The sequence below is a fragment of the Shewanella woodyi ATCC 51908 genome (assembly GCF_000019525.1).
Taxonomy (GTDB): Bacteria; Pseudomonadota; Gammaproteobacteria; order Enterobacterales; family Shewanellaceae; genus Shewanella; species Shewanella woodyi.
The window spans coordinates 678,832-700,606 of sequence record NC_010506.1; the positions used below are offsets into that span (position 1 = coordinate 678,832).

Annotated in this window: 1 protein-coding gene; it reads right to left on the reverse strand. The window is 49.9% G+C overall.

Going from position 1 to position 21,775, the window contains the following annotated elements; genetic code table 11:
• Positions 1 to 39: 39 nt before the first annotated feature.
• Entirely contained in the window at positions 40 to 21,489 is a 21,450-nt protein-coding gene (locus SWOO_RS02550) for an Ig-like domain-containing protein (protein ID WP_012323138.1), read from the reverse strand.
• Positions 21,490 to 21,775 lie beyond the last annotated feature (286 nt).

The following is a 21,775-nucleotide window of genomic DNA, read 5'->3' on the forward strand; positions in this document are numbered from 1 at the left end:
CCTATAGAGATAGGCCATTTTTTAAGTGAAGCTTAGTATTTAAGGTATGTCATGAAAGTTTGATAACTCCTCATGTTGCTGACTTGGCTCAGAGGCGTTGGCAAATCGAGTCTGACTAGAAGATGAAGTAGATGCTGTGCTATCTATGATTAAAGCGCCTTCTCCGTTACTTCCAAGCAGCCCTTGAATGATAGAGCCTTCAAAATCAGGTTCACCATTACTGAGACCAAACTCATCTCGCAGGTCCACACCATCTAAAGTGATATATTGATCAACGTCTCCATCTTTATCGGCATCGATAGCAATGGTAGTGCTATTTGCATCGAAACTGAACTCTAGATGAGAAGCCAACTCTTCGGCGCTGACGCCTTGTAGGAGGTCGCTTAGATCAAGTTTATCGTCTGCAATCTTGAAGTCGGTAATATGATCGTTACCAGTATCTCCTTGGTTCCAAACAAAGGTGTCTTCGCCTTGACCACCTGTGAGAATATCGTCGCCTAAACCAGGAATGAGGCTGTCATCGCCATTACCGCCAAACAGTTGATCATTACCAGCACCGCCGTGCAGCTCATCATTACCACCTTGGCCAAAGAGAATATCACTACCATCTCCTCCCTTCAGAAGGTCGTTACCATCTTGAGTTCGAGAGGTATCAAACAGTGATGGATTACTGGTGACAAACTCATGCACATCCTGCACAGATACATCCGATGGATTGGTTTGAGTTTCAGATGCAACAAACTTTTGCAGCGCTGCGTAACCTTGTCCCGAAATGTTGGCAAACTTCACTAGGTCACCGAAGATAATGTCATTACCAGAGGCGCCGTCAACAGTATCATTACCTTGAAGCAGCACTGTTTCAGAACCTAAGATGACGCTAGCTAGCTTGTCGACATCAATTTTAGCTCTGACAGTTCCATCTGAATCATAAAGCGCTAAATCAGCTTCAGATAGGGTGCCACCGATGCCGATAGTTTCGACATTAGAGATTGAAGCAAGCAGGTTGAAAGCGTGAAGAGCCTGATCTTTATCATCCGTATCTTTATCTGAGAAGCTTTTGACAGAGCCATCATTATTAAACTTAAGGGCACCAATTTCAGTCGAAGTTTCATAAGCGAATACAGTGCCATCCTGATTGACAATGGTCTGGCCATTATATTGAATGATATCGCCCTCTTTGAAGCTACTATCGAGCAAGTCGCCAAGAATAATATATTCATTAAGTGCGGTGTCGTACCCAACGGCAAAGCTATCTGGATCCTCATCTTTTGTAGACCGATTAGGTTTACCATCTGTGATAAAGTAGGTCAGGTTCGTCGCGCCGTTACCTGCAATATTTGCGCTGTTAAACCAATCCATGGCAGATTCAAAACCAGCTTCATAGTTCGTCATCCCTCTGTCATCATCGATAATTCCGCTAACTGCACTTTTAAGAGTTGCAAGTGCATTTGGATCTGCCAGATTGACTGAAACACTAAAGTTTGATTTAGATGCAAAGTCAGTGAGTAATATATTCACTACCCCTGAATGGTTCCCTGAGATGCTTTGAGTTAGTTGCTCAAATACCATATCAAGCTGGTTCTTGGCCTCTGTGATACTGCCCTCCATGCTGCCGGAGGTATCGAAGATGAAGGCGATGTTATAGTCTTCACCTGCAATAATCTGTATACCTTGCACGTCACTCACAACGACTTCATGGTTGTCTGTACCAGTAATGTTGTTGTCGCCACTCGTGCCAGTTTGATTAATGTAATCACGCAGTGTGATATCGAGCGTTACCGTTGATGTGACAAAGTCGCCATTGCTCGACTCAGTGCTGGTGACACTGATGTTAAGCGCAAACTCCGAGTCACCTGAGTATCCCTCTTCAACCATCATCTTCAAGTTTATGAGCTCTTGCGAGGTAAGTGTCCAACTTCCGTTACCTAAGTAACTGCCAGCGGATAGATAAACTCCCTCAGGAACATTATCGATAGTGATATTAGATAAGGTCTCACTGGTGTCGATATCGGTTAGTGATGCCTCTATATCGAGAGGTAGCTCTTGAGTCTGCACTTGAGTGAGCGTGCCATCAGGGTTAACCACATAGACGCCATCGGCAAAGATAAGGCGCTCAACTTCATAAAGGTGATCGCCTGCATCTAGGTCTGCTGTGTTTACTGAGCTAGCATCTCTGTTTAGGCTGTCATTGATCAATAGGTATGGGGTTGTAGAGTGATCAAAGTGATTAGTGATAGTGTATTCGGCAAAGTTACCGCTATAAACCGCAGTGTCTATGCCACTACCACCATAGATGGAGTCATTTTGGCCACCGCCGATAAAGACATCATTACCAGCATCACCATGTAAGCTGTCACCTAAGTTACCACCAACCAATACATCATCGCCTTCACCACCGGTTAACATACTAACGAGATCTGCCTCGCCAACAATAAGATCGTTTTGATCTGTGCCATGGCTACCAGTTACGATATTTTCAATCACATTGCCGAGCACATCTTGCCCTGTCACTATCTCTCCTGTTGGGAGCTGATTACTGACAACTTTATTAACCCACTCAACACTACCAGAAGAGGCTAGCAGCGTGGGCTCATCGGCTCTTGCATCTATGTTAATAGTGATTGTCGCGCTGTCACTAGTAGAGGAACCATCAGTAACCACAAAGTCAAACTGAGCAAGGGCTGCTCCTTGATTACCTATTCCAGTTGCAGTGTCACCGCCATCAGCTTGGTTATTGGCAGGGGTGAAGCGTACTTGGTTTGCATCAAACATTGCAGCAGTAAGTAATACTTGTGCTGTTACCGCGACCCAAGAGTTGCCGTTGAAGTATTCTAGCGTTCCGTTTTGGCTATTTGGTACTTGAGTGATGCTAATGGCAAGCTCTGCTGTTGAGCTATCACTGTCAGTGATTACAAAATCACTCCACTGAAGTATAAGCGCCGTATCTTCAATCCCATTGATTTGACTATCTGCCGCAACCGGCTGAGCGTTGCTGCCTATGATATTTATCGTAACAGTTGCAGTGTCGGTAGCGCCGAATTCATCAGTGATAGTATAGGTAAAGGTATCGGTATCTAGCTCTCCAGCATTGAGAGAGGTAAAGGCACCGTTGGTATCATAGCTATAAGTGCCATCAGCATAGATGGTTAACTTAGCCCCACTGTCTAACATGATAATGTTATCAGCAGGAATCGCTTGACCATTAACTGCGGTAATAGAGAAAGAATCTGCATGTTCATGGTTATGGCCAGTCTCATCATGATCTAAATCTATATCATTGGATAACAGGCTATCTTCGATTGATGATGCTGTCAGCACGCCGCCCTCATGTACAACCAAAGCATCACCATCAAGCGCGGGGCCAGAAACAGAGATAGATGTGAGGAAGTAGTCTGAAGAGTCGCCACCAGGGTTTGATTGAGACTCTTCATCAACCGTATAAGTCGCTTCAAACACTAAAGTATCAAATACGATATTTCCTGTGTCTATGGTGAATTCACCGCTGTGGCTTCCAACTGTTTTGAAGGTTTCCATAGCCACAAGCTGGCCTTGATAATAGGCCTTCCAAACGCCTTGTTCGCCGCCTTCCTCTGTATGGAACATGTTACTGACATTGAAAGTGGCAGCATTCACAAGTCCATTAAAGTTAAAGACGAGCCCTTCTGATTGGCCTGTTTCAGCGTTGAACTCTATCTGTTCAGCGGTTGCGCCGCTGGTTCTAGGAGTACCTGATATACCCAGCTTATTTGAACCTGATTCAATATAAATGTTCCCAGCAGTACCATCTGCATCTCTTGCTGTAATGGTAAATAGCGCTTGTCCATTAACCTCAGGGATCGCCCACCCAAGATCTGAGCTGGAACTTGCAGAGTAGGTTTCGCCAGTTCGATCGTCATTAGCATCGACAGTGTTAATGTTTACATTAACCACTGCGGTATCGGTTAGGTTGTTTTCATCAGTGACTAACACGTTAAATGTATAGTCGCTGCTGGAGCTACTATTAATGGCTTGATTAAGGGTTATCTCACCAGTGTCAGCATCAATGGTAAAGATGCCGTTAACTAAAGATCCGTCTGCAAAGCTATATTGAAGATCACCAATTGAATCGAGGTCGTCTGCAATGACTGTTCCGACAGATGCTCCTACGCCGGAGTTATTGTTAACGCTATTGAAGTTGTACACATCTTGGTTGACTTGTGAGGCATCAGTGTCGGTTCCAGATAAAAATTCTGGTGCAAAGTTATGATCCTCTACATTCACATTAACAGTAGAGTTCGCTGTATTACCTGAACCATCGACCGCTATCACTTCAATGCCTGTTATTGAGAGGCTATCGAGGTTGATGTTGTGTGGGAAATCTTCAAGCAGTTCAGCTGTGACAGTCACGTCACCAGTTGTACCACTTTCAATACTGTTCCAGTTAAGAGTTAGGGTAATAGCCTCTTTCCCCATCACTGTACCAACTAACTGGCCTGAAGAGTTGAGGTTCCAGAAGATATTAGCGTTGATCCCATCGACAGAGATATCACCAGTATCGCCAAACTGGAAAGCATTAAGTGAGTCTGACCCTGCTTTAAAGCTCAGTGTTTGCAGATCTTGCTCAGTACCATTATTGAGAAGATCGGTCTCACTTAGTGTAGAAAGTACGCTGCTCTGTAATGCGGTAGGCCCTGTAGGTGGGGTTGTATCTGGTGCATTTAAGTCGATAACTAGATTGCCGCTGCTACTGTCTCCATCACTGTCGGTGACAGTAACGGCTAAGTCGAGCTGTACATCCTCAGTTGAGCTGACAATATTTTCAGCTGTTGTCCCGTTATATTGGAAGCGGTTACCTGTATCTGAATCTATGGTTGTCAGCTCTATATAGCTGATAGAGCCCATATTTCCGATTGTTTCTCCACTTGTCAGAGTTCCTTCACCTAGAAGGTTGCCGGCAGCATCAAAAGCTTTGAAATAAACAGTGGTAGCGCCACTAAAATTAACTGCAGCAGAGGCGACATCGTTGGCGTAATCGATAACGAAAGTCTCGCCACTATCTACCCAAGCGTTACCGCTACCGAAGGAGTTGCTATTACCATTAACAGTAATAGCACCAGAGGCATCTCTTGCCGTTAAGGTAACAGCAAGTTCATTATCAGCAGGTACATCATTGATATCATTATCGATAACATAGCCGCTCGCGCCTAATGAGATATAGGCTGCATAGGTGTTTCCGCCTAGTCCGCCATCAACATTTGCTACAGCAATGGTCTCTGTACTATCGATAGACTGAGCTACATCTATTTGGTAGCTATCATCATTAGGGTTAGCAGTAAGGGTAAAGATGATAGATTGATCTGGATTACTCGGATCATATTCCGATGGCGTTGCACTTGTATCTGAGTATGCAATCAAGATACTAGGGTCAGCCGGATCGACATAATAGAAGACAATTAAGCCGCCTGCTGTGATCCCTGAGTCTGCAAATGTCGTCGTTGTACCATTCCAGCCGTTAATATTGCCAGTGAGATCGGCACTATAGTTGTTATCTGCACCGTTTGTGACAAGAGAGCCGTTATAGATACCGATAGCATTATCTGCTACCAAATTGACAGTCGAAAACGCTACTGAGTCATCTTCAATGGTGACTGTGAAGTTACCGCTAGTTGAGCCACCGTTGCCATCAGAAACATCAACACCGAAATTAAGCGAGAGATCATCTTCAAATGACGTATTTGAGTGATCCACTGGTGCAAGAAGGGTTACTGCGTAACTCCAATCACCAGGAGCGTTATTCGCTGGAGCGTTAAGAGCGACAGTCATAATGGCTTGATATGAATCTTCGCCTACAGTACCAATGAAGCCAGTTAGCGTCTGGGAGTCAGCATCCCAAGACCACTGTACCGTTTCCCCACCAGAGGTGAGGCCAGAAGGCCCTGAAAGAGCAACTGTTAGTGCATCACCGTCAACATCCTCAATGCTAATCGTGCCACTTGCTGTCACGGAATCAGTGGTATCTGTATCACCAATACTATCAACCAAGCCATCGGTGAGACCTTCTTCAGAAACACGTGTGTTAGTTGTTGATGTGATTGTTACGTCATCGTTCGTGCCAGTGATTGTAATGACGAGTTCTGCGGTATCCTGGTTTCCATGACCATCTGTTACTGTATAGGTAAAGGTTTCAGTAACTATTTGTCCTTCAAATAACGCATCCGCAGCAGTTTGATCTGCTGTGTAGCTGTAGCTACCGTCGGCATTGAGAGTCAAAGTGCCGTAAGTGCCAGTTAGACTTGTGCCAACTGTTCCTATGTTGCCTGTGCCATCTTCTGTTCCTGTACGGATCTCAGTGACATTTAATGTGTTACTGACTAGATCTGTGTCGTTTTTCAATACGCCATCAGCAGCAGTTACTGACAGAGTAGCGTCCTCTTTAACATTCGCAGCATCATCATTAGCAACAGGTGCGGTGGTATCAATCACCATGACTTGGGTGTCAGTGGCGGTGTTGCCCGCCACATCCGTGATGGTGGCGACAATGGTGTAGCTGCCTTCCGCCAGCGCCGCTGCTGGTGTAAATACCCAGCCGTTGCCTGTGACCGTGACGGTACCCGCAACTGGTGCGCCAGTGCTGTCGGTGACCACGACCGTGACATCACCGTCAGTGGCATCGAAGCTGCCGTTAATCACAGCGCCCGTATCATTACTGATGAAGTCAGTGGCAGAGCTGCCCGTATCATCAGTCATGGAGTCGATAGAGACGGTCACGCCGTCGTTGTCTTGATCGATAGTGGTATCAATCACCATGACTTGGGTGTCAGTGGCGGTGTTGCCCGCCACATCCGTGATGGTGGCGACAATGGTGTAGCTGCCTTCCGCCAGTACCGCTGCTGGTGTAAATACCCAGCCGTCGCCTGTGACTGTGACCGTACCCGCAACCGGTGCGCCAGTGCTGTCGGTGACGACAACCGTGACGGTGCCATCAGTGGCATCGAAACTGCCGTTGATGACTGCACCCGTATCATTACTGATGAAATCTGAATCTGAGCTACCCGTATCATCAGTCATGCTGTCGATAGAGACGGTCACGCCGTCGTTGTCTTGATCGATAGTGGTATCTATCACCATGACTTGGGTGTCAGTGGCGGTGTTGCCCGCCACATCCGTGATGGTGGCGACAATGGTGTAGCTGCCTTCCGCCAGTGTCGCTGCTGGTGTAAATACCCAGCCGTCGCCTGTGACTGTGACCGTACCCGCAACCGGTGCGCCAGTGCTGTCGGTGACCACGACCGTGACATCACCGTCAGTGGCATCGAAGCTGCCGTTGATGACTGCGCCCGTATCATTACTGATGAAGTCAGTGGCAGAGCTACCCGTATCATCTGTCATGCTGTCGATAGAGACGGTGACGCCATCATTATCTTGATCGATAGTGGTATCTATCACCATGACTTGAGTGTCAGTGGCGGTGTTGCCCGCCACATCCGTGATGGTGGCGACAATGGTGTAGCTGCCTTCAGCCAGTGTCGCTGCTGGTGTAAATACCCAGCCGTCGCCTGTGACTGTGACCGTACCCGCAACCGGTGCGCCAGTGCTGTCGGTGACCACGACCGTGACATCACCGTCAGTGGCATCGAAGCTGCCGTTAATCACAGCGCCCGTATCATTACTGATGAAGTCAGTGGCAGAGCTACCCGTATCATCAGTCATGGAGTCGATAGAGACGGTCACGCCGTCGTTGTCTTGATCGATAGTGGTATCAATCACCATGACTTGGATGTCAGTGGCGGTGTTGCCCGCCACATCCGTGATGGTGGCGACAATGGTGTAGCTGCCTTCCGCCAGCGCCGCTGCTGGTGTAAATACCCAGCCGTTACCTGTAACTGTGACGGTACCCGCAACCGGTGCGCCAGTGCTGTCGGTGACCACGACCGTGACGGTGCCATCAGTGGCATCGAAGCTACCGTTGATGACTGCGCCCGTATCATTACTGATGAAGTCAGTGGCAGAGCTACCCGTATCATCAGTCATGCTGTCGATAGAGACGGTCACGCCGTCGTTGTCTTGATCGATAGTGGTATCAATCACCATGACTTGGGTGTCAGTGGCGGTGTTGCCCGCCACATCCGTGATGGTGGCGACAATGGTGTAGCTGCCTTCCGCCAGCGCCGCTGCTGGTGTAAATACCCAGCCGTTGCCTGTAACTGTGACCGAACCCGCAACTGGTGCGCCAGTGCTGTCGGTGACGATGACTGTGACGGTGCCGTCAGTGGCATCGAAGCTACCGTTGATGACTGCGCCCGTGTCATTACTGATGAAGTCAGTGGCAGAGCTACCCGTATCATCAGTCATGCTGTCGATAGAGACGGTCACGCCGTCGTTGTCTTGATCGATAGTGGTATCAATCACCATGACTTGGGTGTCAGTGGCGGTGTTGCCCGCCACATCCGTGATGGTGGCGACAATGGTGTAGCTGCCTTCCGCCAGCGCCGTTGCTGGAGTGAATACCCAGCCGTTGCCTGTGACCGTGACGGTACCCGCAACCGGTGCGCCGGTGCTGTCAGTGACGACTACTGTGACATCACCGTCAGTGGCATCGAAGCTACCGTTGATGACTGCGCCCGTATCATTACTGATGAAGTCAGTGGCAGAGCTACCCGTATCATCAGTCATGCTGTCGATAGAGACGGTCACGCCGTCGTTGTCTTGATCGATAGTGGTATCAATCACCATGACTTGGGTGTCAGTGGCGGTGTTGCCCGCCACATCCGTGATGGTGGCGACAATGGTGTAGCTGCCTTCCGCCAGCGCCGCAGCTGGTGTAAATACCCAGCCGTTACCTGTGACTGTGACCGTACCCGCAACCGGTGCGCCAGTGCTGTCGGTGACCACGACCGTGACGGTGCCATCAGTGGCATCGAAGCTGCCGTTAACTACAGCACCCGTGTCATTACTGATGAAATCTGAATCTGAGCTACCCGTATCATCAGTAATGGAATCGATAGAGACAGTCACGCCGTCGTTATCTTGATCGATAGTGGTATCAATCACCATGACTTGGGTGTCAGTGGCGGTGTTGCCCGCCACATCCGTGATGGTGGCGACAATGGTGTAGCTGCCTTCCGCCAGCGCCGCAGCTGGTGTAAATACCCAGCCGTTGCCTGTGACCGTGACGGTACCCGCAACCGGTGCGCCGGTGCTGTCAGTGACCACAACAGTCACATCACCGTCAGTGGCATCGAAGCTGCCGTTGATGACTGCGCCCGTATCATTACTGATGAAATCTGAATCTGAGCTACCCGTATCATCAGTCATGGAATCGATAGAGACAGTCACGCCGTCGTTGTCTTGATCGATAGTGGTATCAATCACCATGACTTGGGTGTCAGTGGCGGTGTTGCCCGCCACATCCGTGATGGTGGCGACAATGGTGTAGCTGCCTTCCGCCAGCGCCGCTGCTGGTGTAAATACCCAGCCGTTGCCTGTAACTGTGACCGAACCCGCAACTGGTGCGCCAGTGCTGTCGGTGACGACAACCGTGACGGTGCCATCAGTGGCATCGAAGCTGCCGTTGATGACCGCGCCCGTATCATTACTGATGAAATCTGAATCTGAGCTACCCGTATCATCAGTCATGCTGTCGATAGAGACGGTCACGCCGTCATTATCTTGATCGATAGTGGTATCAATCACCATGACTTGGGTGTCAGTGGCGGTGTTGCCCGCCACATCCGTGATGGTGGCGACAATGGTGTAGCTGCCTTCCGCCAGCGCCGCTGCTGGTGTAAATACCCAGCCGTTGCCTGTAACTGTGACCGAACCCGCAACTGGTGCGCCAGTGCTGTCGGTGACGACAACCGTGACGGTGCCATCAGTGGCATCGAAGCTACCGTTGATGACTGCGCCCGTATCATTACTGATGAAGTCAGTCGCAGAGCTACCCGTATCATCAGTCATGCTGTCGATAGAGACGGTCACGCCGTCGTTGTCTTGATCGATAGTGGTATCAATCACCATGACTTGGGTGTCAGTGTCGGTGTTGCCCGCCACATCCGTGATGGTGGCGACAATGGTGTAGCTGCCTTCCGCCAGCGCCGCTGCTGGTGTAAATACCCAGCCGTTACCTGTGACCGTGACGGTACCCGCAACTGGTGCGCCAGTGCTGTCGGTGACCACGACCGTGACGGTGCCATCAGTGGCATCGAAGCTGCCGTTAACTACAGCGCCCGTGTCATTACTGATGAAATCTGTATCTGAGCTACCCGTATCATCGGTCATGCTGTCGATAGAGACGGTCACGCCGTCGTTGTCTTGATCGATAGTGGTATCAATCACCATGACTTGGGTGTCAGTGGCGGTGTTGCCCGCCACATCCGTGATGGTGGCGACAATGGTGTAGCTGCCTTCCGCCAGCGCCGCTGCTGGTGTAAATACCCAGCCGTTGCCTGTAACTGTGACCGAACCCGCAACTGGTGCGCCAGTGCTGTCGGTGACCACAACAGTCACATCACCGTCAGTGGCATCGAAGCTGCCGTTGATGACTGCGCCCGTGTCATTACTGATGAAGTCAGTGGCAGAGCTACCGGTGTCATCGGTCATGGAGTCGATAGAGACGGTCACGCCGTCGTTATCCTGATCGATAGTGGTATCAATCACCATGACTTGGGTGTCAGTCGCCGTGTTGCCGGCCACATCGGTAATGGTGGCGACAATGGTGTAGCTGCCTTCAGCCAGCGCTGCCGCCGGTGTAAATACCCAGCCGTTACCTGTGACCGTGACGGTTCCCGCAACCGGTGCACCGGTGCTGTCGGTGACGATGACTGTGACGGTGCCGTCAGTGGCATCAAAGCTGCCGTTGATGACCGCGCCCGTGTCATTACTGATGAAGTCTGAATCTGAGCTGCCAGTATCATCAGTCATGGAATCGATAGAGACGGTCACGCCGTCATTATCCTGATCGATAGTGGTATCAATCACCATGACCTGGGTGTCAGTGGCGGTGTTGCCTGCGATATCGGTGATGGTGGCGACAATGGTGTAATTGCCTTCCGCCAGTGCTGCCGCCGGGGTGAATACCCAGCTATTACCTGTGACCGTGACGGTACCCGCAATCGGTGCGCCAGTGCTGTCAGTGACGACAACAGTCACATCACCGTCAGTGGCATCGAAGCTGCCGTTGATGACCGCGCCAGTATCATTACTGATGAAATCTGAATCTGAGCTGCCCGTATCATCAGTCATGGAGTCGATAGAGACAGTCACGCCGTCATTATCTTGATCGATAGTGGTATCAATCACCATGACCTGGGTGTCAGTGGCGGTGTTGCCCGCCACATCCGTGATGGTGGCGACAATGGTGTAGCTGCCTTCCGCCAGCGCCGCAGCTGGTGTAAATACCCAGCCGTTACCTGTGACTGTGACCGTACCCGCAACTGGTGCGCCAGTGCTGTCGGTGACCACGACCGTGACGGTGCCATCAGTGGCATCGAAGCTGCCGTTAACTACAGCGCCCGTGTCATTACTGATGAAATCTGTATCTGAGCTACCCGTATCATCAGTCATGGAATCGATAGAGACAGTCACGCCGTCGTTATCTTGATCGATAGTGGTATCAATCACCATGACTTGGGTGTCAGTGGCGGTGTTGCCCGCCACATCCGTGATGGTGGCGACAATGGTGTAGCTGCCTTCCGCCAGCGCCGTTGCTGGAGTGAATACCCAGCCGTTGCCTGTGACCGTGACGGTACCCGCAACCGGTGCGCCGGTGCTGTCAGTGACGACTACTGTGACATCACCGTCAGTGGCATCGAAGCTACCGTTGATGACTGCGCCCGTATCATTACTGATGAAGTCAGTGGCAGAGCTACCCGTATCATCAGTCATGCTGTCGATAGAGACGGTCACGCCATCATTATCTTGATCGATAGTGGTATCAATCACCATTACTTGGGTGTCAGTGGCGGTGTTGCCCGCCACATCCGTGATGGTGGCGACAATGGTGTAGCTGCCTTCCGCCAGCGCCGCAGCTGGTGTAAATACCCAGCCGTTACCTGTGACTGTGACCGTACCCGCAACTGGTGCGCCAGTGCTGTCGGTGACCACGACCGTGACGGTGCCATCAGTGGCATCGAAGCTGCCGTTAACTACAGCACCCGTGTCATTACTGATGAAATCTGAATCTGAGCTACCCGTATCATCAGTCATGGAATCGATAGAGACAGTCACGCCGTCGTTATCTTGATCGATAGTGGTATCAATCACCATGACTTGGGTGTCAGTGGCGGTGTTGCCCGCCACATCCGTGATGGTGGCGACAATGGTGTAGCTGCCTTCCGCCAGCGCCGCAGCTGGTGTAAATACCCAGCCGTTGCCTGTGACCGTGACGGTACCCGCAACCGGTGCGCCGGTGCTGTCAGTGACCACAACAGTCACATCACCGTCAGTGGCATCGAAGCTGCCGTTGATGACCGCGCCCGTATCATTACTGATGAAATCTGAATCTGAGCTACCCGTATCATCAGTCATGCTGTCGATAGAGACGGTCACGCCGTCGTTGTCTTGATCGATAGTGGTATCAATCACCATGACTTGGGTGTCAGTGGCGGTGTTGCCCGCCACATCCGTGATGGTGGCGACAATGGTGTAGCTGCCTTCCGCCAGCGCCGCTGCTGGTGTAAATACCCAGCCGTTGCCTGTAACTGTGACCGAACCCGCAACTGGTGCGCCAGTGCTGTCGGTGACCACAACAGTCACATCACCGTCAGTGGCATCGAAGCTACCGTTGATGACTGCGCCCGTGTCATTACTGATGAAGTCAGTGGCAGAGCTACCCGTATCATCAGTCATGCTGTCGATAGAGACGGTCACGCCGTCGTTGTCTTGATCGATAGTGGTATCAATCACCATGACTTGGGTGTCAGTGGCGGTGTTGCCCGCCACATCCGTGATGGTGGCGACAATGGTGTAGCTGCCTTCCGCCAGCGCCGTTGCTGGAGTGAATACCCAGCCGTTGCCTGTGACCGTGACGGTACCCGCAACCGGTGCGCCGGTGCTGTCAGTGACGACTACTGTGACATCACCGTCAGTGGCATCGAAGCTACCGTTGATGACTGCGCCCGTATCATTACTGATGAAGTCAGTGGCAGAGCTACCCGTATCATCAGTCATGCTGTCGATAGAGACGGTCACGCCGTCGTTGTCTTGATCGATAGTGGTATCAATCACCATGACTTGGGTGTCAGTGGCGGTGTTGCCCGCCACATCCGTGATGGTGGCGACAATGGTGTAGCTGCCTTCCGCCAGCGCCGCAGCTGGTGTAAATACCCAGCCGTTACCTGTGACTGTGACCGTACCCGCAACCGGTGCGCCAGTGCTGTCAGTGACGACAACCGTGACGGTGCCATCAGTGGCATCGAAGCTGCCGTTGATGACCGCGCCCGTATCATTACTGATGAAATCTGAATCTGAGCTACCCGTATCATCAGTCATGCTGTCGATAGAGACGGTCACGCCGTCGTTGTCTTGATCGATAGTGGTATCAATCACCATGACTTGGGTGTCAGTGGCGGTGTTGCCCGCCACATCCGTGATGGTGGCGACAATGGTGTAGCTGCCTTCCGCCAGCGCCGCTGCTGGTGTAAATACCCAGCCGTTGCCTGTAACTGTGACCGAACCCGCAACTGGTGCGCCAGTGCTGTCGGTGACGACAACCGTGACGGTGCCATCAGTGGCATCGAAGCTGCCGTTAACTACAGCGCCCGTATCATTACTGATGAAATCTGAATCTGAGCTACCCGTATCATCAGTCATGCTGTCGATAGAGACGGTCACGCCGTCATTATCTTGATCGATAGTGGTATCAATCACCATGACTTGGGTGTCAGTGGCGGTGTTGCCCGCCACATCCGTGATGGTGGCGACAATGGTGTAGCTGCCTTCCGCCAGCGCCGCTGCTGGTGTAAATACCCAGCCGTTGCCTGTAACTGTGACCGAACCCGCAACTGGTGCGCCAGTGCTGTCGGTGACGACAACCGTGACGGTGCCATCAGTGGCATCGAAGCTACCGTTGATGACTGCGCCCGTATCATTACTGATGAAGTCAGTGGCAGAGCTACCCGTATCATCAGTCATGCTGTCGATAGAGACGGTCACGCCGTCGTTGTCTTGATCGATAGTGGTATCAATCACCATGACTTGGGTGTCAGTGTCGGTGTTGCCCGCCACATCCGTGATGGTGGCGACAATGGTGTAGCTGCCTTCCGCCAGCGCCGCTGCTGGTGTAAATACCCAGCCGTTGCCTGTAACTGTGACCGAACCCGCAACTGGTGCGCCAGTGCTGTCGGTGACGACAACCGTGACGGTGCCATCAGTGGCATCGAAGCTACCGTTGATGACTGCGCCCGTATCATTACTGATGAAGTCAGTGGCAGAGCTACCCGTATCATCAGTCATGCTGTCGATAGAGACGGTCACGCCGTCGTTGTCTTGATCGATAGTGGTATCAATCACCATGACTTGGGTGTCAGTGTCGGTGTTGCCCGCCACATCCGTGATGGTGGCGACAATGGTGTAGCTGCCTTCCGCCAGCGCCGCTGCTGGTGTAAATACCCAGCCGTTACCTGTGACCGTGACGGTACCCGCAACTGGTGCGCCAGTGCTGTCGGTGACCACGACCGTGACGGTGCCATCAGTGGCATCGAAGCTGCCGTTAACTACAGCGCCCGTGTCATTACTGATGAAATCTGTATCTGAGCTACCCGTATCATCGGTCATGGAGTCGATAGAGACGGTCACGCCGTCGTTATCTTGATCGATAGTGGTATCAATCACCATGACTTGGGTGTCAGTGGCGGTGTTGCCCGCCACATCCGTGATGGTGGCGACAATGGTGTAGCTGCCTTCCGCCAGCGCCGCAGCTGGTGTAAATACCCAGCCGTTACCTGTGACCGTGACGGTACCCGCAACGGGTGCGCCAGTGCTGTCGGTGACCACGACCGTGACGGTGCCATCAGTGGCATCGAAGCTACCGTTGATGACTGCGCCCGTATCATTACTGATGAAGTCAGTCGCAGAGCTGCCCGTATCATCAGTCATGGAGTCGATAGAGACGGTGACGCCATCATTATCTTGATCGATAGTGGTATCTATCACCATGACTTGGGTGTCAGTGGCGGTGTTGCCCGCCACATCCGTGATGGTGGCGACAATGGTGTAGCTGCCTTCCGCCAGCGCCGCTGCTGGTGTAAATACCCAGCCGTTGCCTGTGACCGTGACGGTACCCGCAACTGGTGCGCCGGTGCTGTCGGTGACCACGACCGTGACATCACCGTCAGTGGCATCGAAGCTACCGTTGATGACTGCGCCCGTATCATTACTGATGAAGTCAGTCGCAGAGCTACCCGTATCATCAGTCATGCTGTCGATAGAGACGGTCACGCCGTCGTTATCTTGATCGATAGTGGTATCGATGATGACATCTTGGGTGGCTGAATCCGTGTTACCCGCGACATCAGTGACGGTGGCGGTGACGGTGTAGGTGCCATCGGCCAAGGTAGTGCCGGTCAGATCGATGCTCCAGTTGCCCTGTGCATCGATGGCGAGCCCATTTGCGGTGGTGTAATCGGTGCCTGCGATGTTCACAACCAATGTGCTGCTGTCACCTAAGTCGACAGTACCAGAGAAGATAAGGGTGTTGTCGTTGGTGATGAAGTCATCAGTTGCTGAGCCCGTATCTTGAGTGATGCTGGTGATGGCCACTGTGTGACCATCTTCGTCTTGGTCAATCTTGGTATCAATCACCACGTTCTGCGTGACTGAATCCGTGTTACCCGCGACATCAGTGACGGTGGCAGTGACGGTGTAGGTGCCATCGGCCAAGGTGGTGCCGGTTAGATCGATGCTCCAGTTGCCTTGTGCATCGATGACGAGGCCGTTGTCAGTGGTGTAATCGGTGCCTGCGATGTTCACAACCAATGTGCTGCTGTCACCTAAGTCGACAGTACCAGAGAAGATAAGGGTGTTGTCGTTGGTGATGAAGTCAGAGTCTGAACTACCCGTATCTTGAGTGATGCTGGTAATGGCGACGGTGTGGCCATCTTCGTCTTGGTCAATCTTGGTATCAATCACCACGTTCTGCGTGACTGAATCCGTGTTACCCGCGACATCAGTGACGGTGGCAGTGACGGTGTAGGTGCCATCGGCCAAGGTGGTGCCAGTCAGATCGATGCTCCAGTTGCTCTGTGCATCGATGACGAGCCCATTTGCGGTGGTGTAATCAGTGCCTGCGATGTTCACAACTAGTGTGCTGCTGTCACCTAAGTCGACAGTACCGGAGAAGATAAGGGTGTTGTCGTTGGTGATGAAGTCATCAGTTGCCGAGCCCGTATCTTGCGTGATGCTGGTGATAGCGACGGTGTGACCATCTTCGTCCTGGTCAATCTTGGTATCAATCACCACGTTCTGCGTGGCTGAATCCGTGTTACCCGCGACATCAGTGACGGTGGCAGTGACGGTGTAGGTGCCATCGGCCAGTGTAGTGCCGGTCAGATCGATGCTCCAGTTGCCTTGTGCATCGATGACGAGGCCGTTGTCAGTGGTGTAATCGGTGCCCTCAATATTGACCACCAGTGTGCTGCTATCCCCTAAATCGACAGTACCAGAGAAGATAAGGGTGTTGTCGTTGGTGATGAAGTCATCACTTGCCGAGCCCGTATCTTGAGTGATGCTGGTAATGGCCACTGTGTGACCATCTTCGTCCTGATCAATCTTGGTATCAATCACCACGTTCTGCGTGGCTGAATCCGTGTTGCCCGCGACATCAGTGACGGTGGCAGTGACGGTGTAGGTGCCATCGGCCAGTGTAGTGCCGGTCAGATCGATGCTCCAGTTGCCTTGTGCATCGATGACGAGGCCGTTGTCAGTGGTGTAATCGGTGCCTGCGATGTTCACAACCAATGTGCTGCTGTCACCTAAGTCGACAGTACCAGAGAAGATAAGGGTGTTGTCGTTGGTGATGAAGTCATCAGTTGCTGAGCCCGTATCTTGAGTGATGCTGGTGATGGCCACTGTGTGGCCATCTTCGTCTTGGTCAATCTTGGTATCAACTGTTGCAGTATCACTGCCCTGATTGGATGTGTTGCCTGATACATCTGTTTGAGTGGCGGTAACGGTTATTGTTTCACCTTCAGCAGGCTTGTTTTCTAACAGGTAGATAACGCCATTATCGTAGACGTAATCATTAGCAGGGCTACCGTCGGTGAATTGCAACTCACCATTTACAAGCTTGAGCTCTATAGTTTCTAGGTTGTCACCGTTTGTAATATTGATGGTAACTAGACCACCAGATTCGAACTTATCGCCATCAATAGCGATTGAAACTTCTACTCCATCATGTCCCCAGAGTTCAGATTTAGAAAGTAACTCATCGTTATTTACATCACTTTCAATAGTGACAATAGGTGCATCAACCACCGAAATATCAACGCTGTAGCTTTCACTGTCTGTCGCTGTGCTGCTATTTCCTGCCGCATCTGTGGTGGTAATAGTGGCTGTAATCGTTGTTGTTTCACCCTCTACCAGAGTACTTGCATCGACAAGGGTATTAAATCCAAGTACGCCATCGCCTAGATCAATGACTGAAGTGGTAATGATGGTACTACCATCTAAGGTGAGCGTTACGGTATCGCCAACTTGGGCATCTCCACCGACAGTACCGCTTAGGGTAACTGTACCACTGGCTTCATCACTATTGATGATGCTGTCTGTGCCAATGATGATTTGATTGAGGTCGATACTTGCTTCTGCGAGCGTATCAATAACAGCAGAATCAGAACCTGGTGCTGAGGTGTTTCCAGCTTGATCTGTGATAGTTGCAGTAACCGTGAGCTCTTGGCCTTCGCCTGGGTTTGGTAGGGTTAAATTAACGTAGCCGTTTTCAATGTCGGTTTCAGAAAGGATGATTTCTACACCATTTACATTGAGAGTGTCGCCAGTGATAGCTCCAGTACCTTCAAGTCCAACTGTTACTGCGATATCACTTGAACCATTTAATTCTTGGTTACTAATGAAGGCATCATTATTCGTGTCAGTGGTAATAGTTACTTGTGGGGCACCATCTATGACAGGCGTAACCTCTAAAGTCAGAGTCGCACTTTCGCCTGTGTTAGTGGTGTAGGTGATAACAGGAACTTCACCGTTCCAGTTGTCATTTGGGGTGAAGATGTAAGAGCCATCTTCATTGATGACGATTGAGCCGCCCTCTAATTCAACAGTGGTACCTGCCGTGTAAGTTTCTCCATCGACTTCAAAGCTAACCACAGTGAGGTCACTGTCGATATCTGAGTCGTTATCTAGCACATTACCAGTCGCTACCGTGTCTTCATCGACAGTATTGCTGTCATTGTTAACTATGCTTGGGTCATCAACGGCATTAACTTCAATGGTTAATGTGGCACTAGAACCTGTGTTAGTAATGTAGGTGATAACAGGGACTTCACCGTTCCAGTTGTCATTTGGGGTGAAGATGTAAGTGCCATCTTCATTGATGACGATTGAACCGCCCTCTAACTCAACAGTGGTTCCTGCCGTGTGAGTTTCGCCATCGACTTCAAAGCTAACCACAGTGAGGTCGTTGTCGATATCTGAGTCGTTATCTAGCACATTCCCAGTAGCTACCGTGTCTTCATTGACAGTATTGCTGTCATTGTTAACTATGCTTGGGTCATCAACGGCATTAACTGCAATGGTTAATGTGGCACTAGAACCTGTGTTAGTAATGTAGGTGATAACAGGGACTTCACCATTCCAGTTGTCATTTGGGGTGAAGATGTAAGTGCCATCTTCATTAATGACGATTGAGCCGCCCTCTAACTCTACAGTGGTTCCTGCCGTGTAAGTTTCGCCATCGACTTCAAAGTTAACCACAGACAGGTCATTGTCGATATCAGAGTCGTTAGTTAATACATTCCCAGTGGCGATCGTATCTTCATCTATAACTGATTGATCATCTTGTAGAATCGATTCAATATCATAGCTTTCAGTTGTATTGGCTGTTCCCTGCTCGCCGTTATTTCCAAACCCATAAACAACCGCTTCGATAGTTGTGTCAGGGTCGTTAACTAACTCTGTGCCATCAACTTGAATTGAGAAGCTGCCATCAGCATTCATCTCTGTTTGATAGGTAACACCATTAATTGTGATGGTGATGATAGCCAGTGTGATAGATGGGTCGGCATCTACAGTACCATTGACAGTGATTAGCTGCTGCCCTTCAGCGGTGGTGATGACATTGTCGCCAGTAATGGGGGCGATATCTATGCTAATTGGGGTATTCGATGGTGAGTCATTATCAAAAATACGCAATGTACCCTGTGAATCGACTAAGGCCGCGTTAACAGGATCTGTTAAGTTGATAAGTGCAAACTCAGGACTATCTTCAACAATTAAGTCGTCGACAATAGGTACATTTATAAAGGCCATTGTTTGCCCAGGTAGGAAAGTCACTGTACCTGATGTTGCGATAAAATCTTCACCAAATAGGGCTGTAAGCTCTTCTGTGCTGTAGTTAACAGTGATAACTTCGGTACTAGGCTCACTCAGTGTCAGTGTGAATACCGCAAACTCCATCCCCTCTACTACAAGTGCATAATTGATGTCGATAAGTGGGAGGTCACTACCTTCAGAGTCATTATCGAAGATGGCAAAGTCTAAAGTTTCATCGTAAACATTCTCACCGGTTACAACGGCATGGAAGAACTCTGTTGGCTCAATGGCGGCATCATCAAAAATCGGTACACGAATTAACACACTGTCGTTTCCGGCTTCTAACACAAAACCAAAAACTGGACGAGGGATACTGCCGCTATAATCGATAGAGGTGACAGTCATGGTCTGCCAAGTGACTCCACCATCGTTAGAGTATTCAATGGGAACTAAGTAATCATCGGCATATTCCGCAATGGGAAAACCAAGCTGCTCACTTAACAGTTCACTGGTGAAGTTGATCTCTAGTAGCGAGTCTTCATCGAAGGTCAGCTCGCTATTAAGGGCAAACTGGTTGAAACCATCATTTTCAAATACATCTGGAATATCAGCTGAAAGGTGTGACTTGTACTGATCTTGTGTGTTTGAGGTTACATCACGAGAAGCGGTCCAATCCTCCACACGGTAATCAATACTTAAGCCTTCTAAATCATATTGGGTGATCCCCTCATTTAGAATAATCTCATAATTGCCGTTACCTAGGTCGACTAAGGTGCCTATGTCTGCAAATTCAGCATTGAGTTGGACATTCTTAACGACCAAGTTTTCAGTTGTGACTTGTTGACCTATAGCACCTTCGAGTAGATCGTTCGCTGAAAAGGTAATTTTTCCATCTAACTCGTTATAGTTATATGTAATCAAACCACCGGGTACATCAAGAATATCTGCTGTACGGTCGTCGTGTGAATCAGGGGTTCTATCGCCTGCTAGCTCGTCGATAGTATCGGCAACGTGCTCCATCGCTTGGGTTTCGAAAACATTCTGGCCGTCACTGGAAAGCTCGCTTTCTCGAGTAAACACAATACCCAGCTCGGCGAGTACAAGAGACAACATCTCTTTACCTGCGGTAGCAAGGTTTAACGGCTGACCAGTGGTCGGATCGATGTAGTTACTTAAAAGTTCATGAATAGCAAAAACGATATTGATATTAGATGCATAGCTGGCATCTAAATTCAGAAGAGAGTTAGTTTGTAATACCCCATCATCAAGGCCATCGCTGAGGTCGTTATCTAGTGCCTGCAGGAAGATCGCCATGTTCTCAACATAGTTCATGTTGGTATCGGAAAGGGAGGTTCCGGCGATGTCTTGAAGAAACAGTATCGTTCCTTGGATAGCGTCAGCACTAAAGCTCGCAATAATCACGTTACCTATGCTGAAGGTAATCGTATCACCAGGGTTGTAGGCAAATGAGCCATCGCTTCCCATATCACCAGTAAAACCGTTTAATCCAGACGAGGTGCTGTAAGCTATACCGTTCACAAAGTTATCGCTAAATTGTGCGATATTGAAGTTGTTGCTTGAGTCTGGTGCTATCTCGCCCAAAGCAAGGCTTGTTGTGAGTGGAGCCTGATTTTCAAAAGAGGTATTAAAACCTGAGTTAGCAATGGTTTCATCGCCACTTCTCGCAACCGAAATAAAGCCTGAACCACCTTCACTGCCATTTGTTTCACCAGCAGCGGTTTCTGGCAGCTCTAAGGTTGGATCATCGCCAGATGCAATTAGCGCCTGAAGTGCCTCAATTTCATCTAGAGCCTCTGTGTTTACTGGGGAATCTGCTGTTTCTGTATTGGAATAAAAAGAGCCATCGTCATAGGCAATCTCTATTTGAGCACCCTCTTCAATAAACAGGGTTGCAGAAGCGGGGACTTGCTCGCCTGAAGAGATCGTTCTGGTAATGCCATCTAATGTTATCGTGACCTTTCCTGCAACAAGTCTAACCTGTCCATTTTGTGTCGTGACTAGTGATTCCATTCGAAAACTCCAAGCAATTGAGTATTAAAGTTGTTGCCTTGTAAAAACAGATGATCGGAGGTTTATTACAAGTGCAAGCATAGATCTTGAAATGTTAACGCATGCAACATTGGCTATCAACTTGTTGGTTTAACTAAAAATTATTTTTTGACGCAGGTAAAATAAGCGCAAAGTTGGTAAAACTGAAAGGGGGTATTTTATTGGTTTATAACTCTGTTTATTTTCGCGGGGCAGAGTTATGTGTTGATTTTTTGTTAATTTAAAGTTCGGCTGTTAGCGGCGTTTT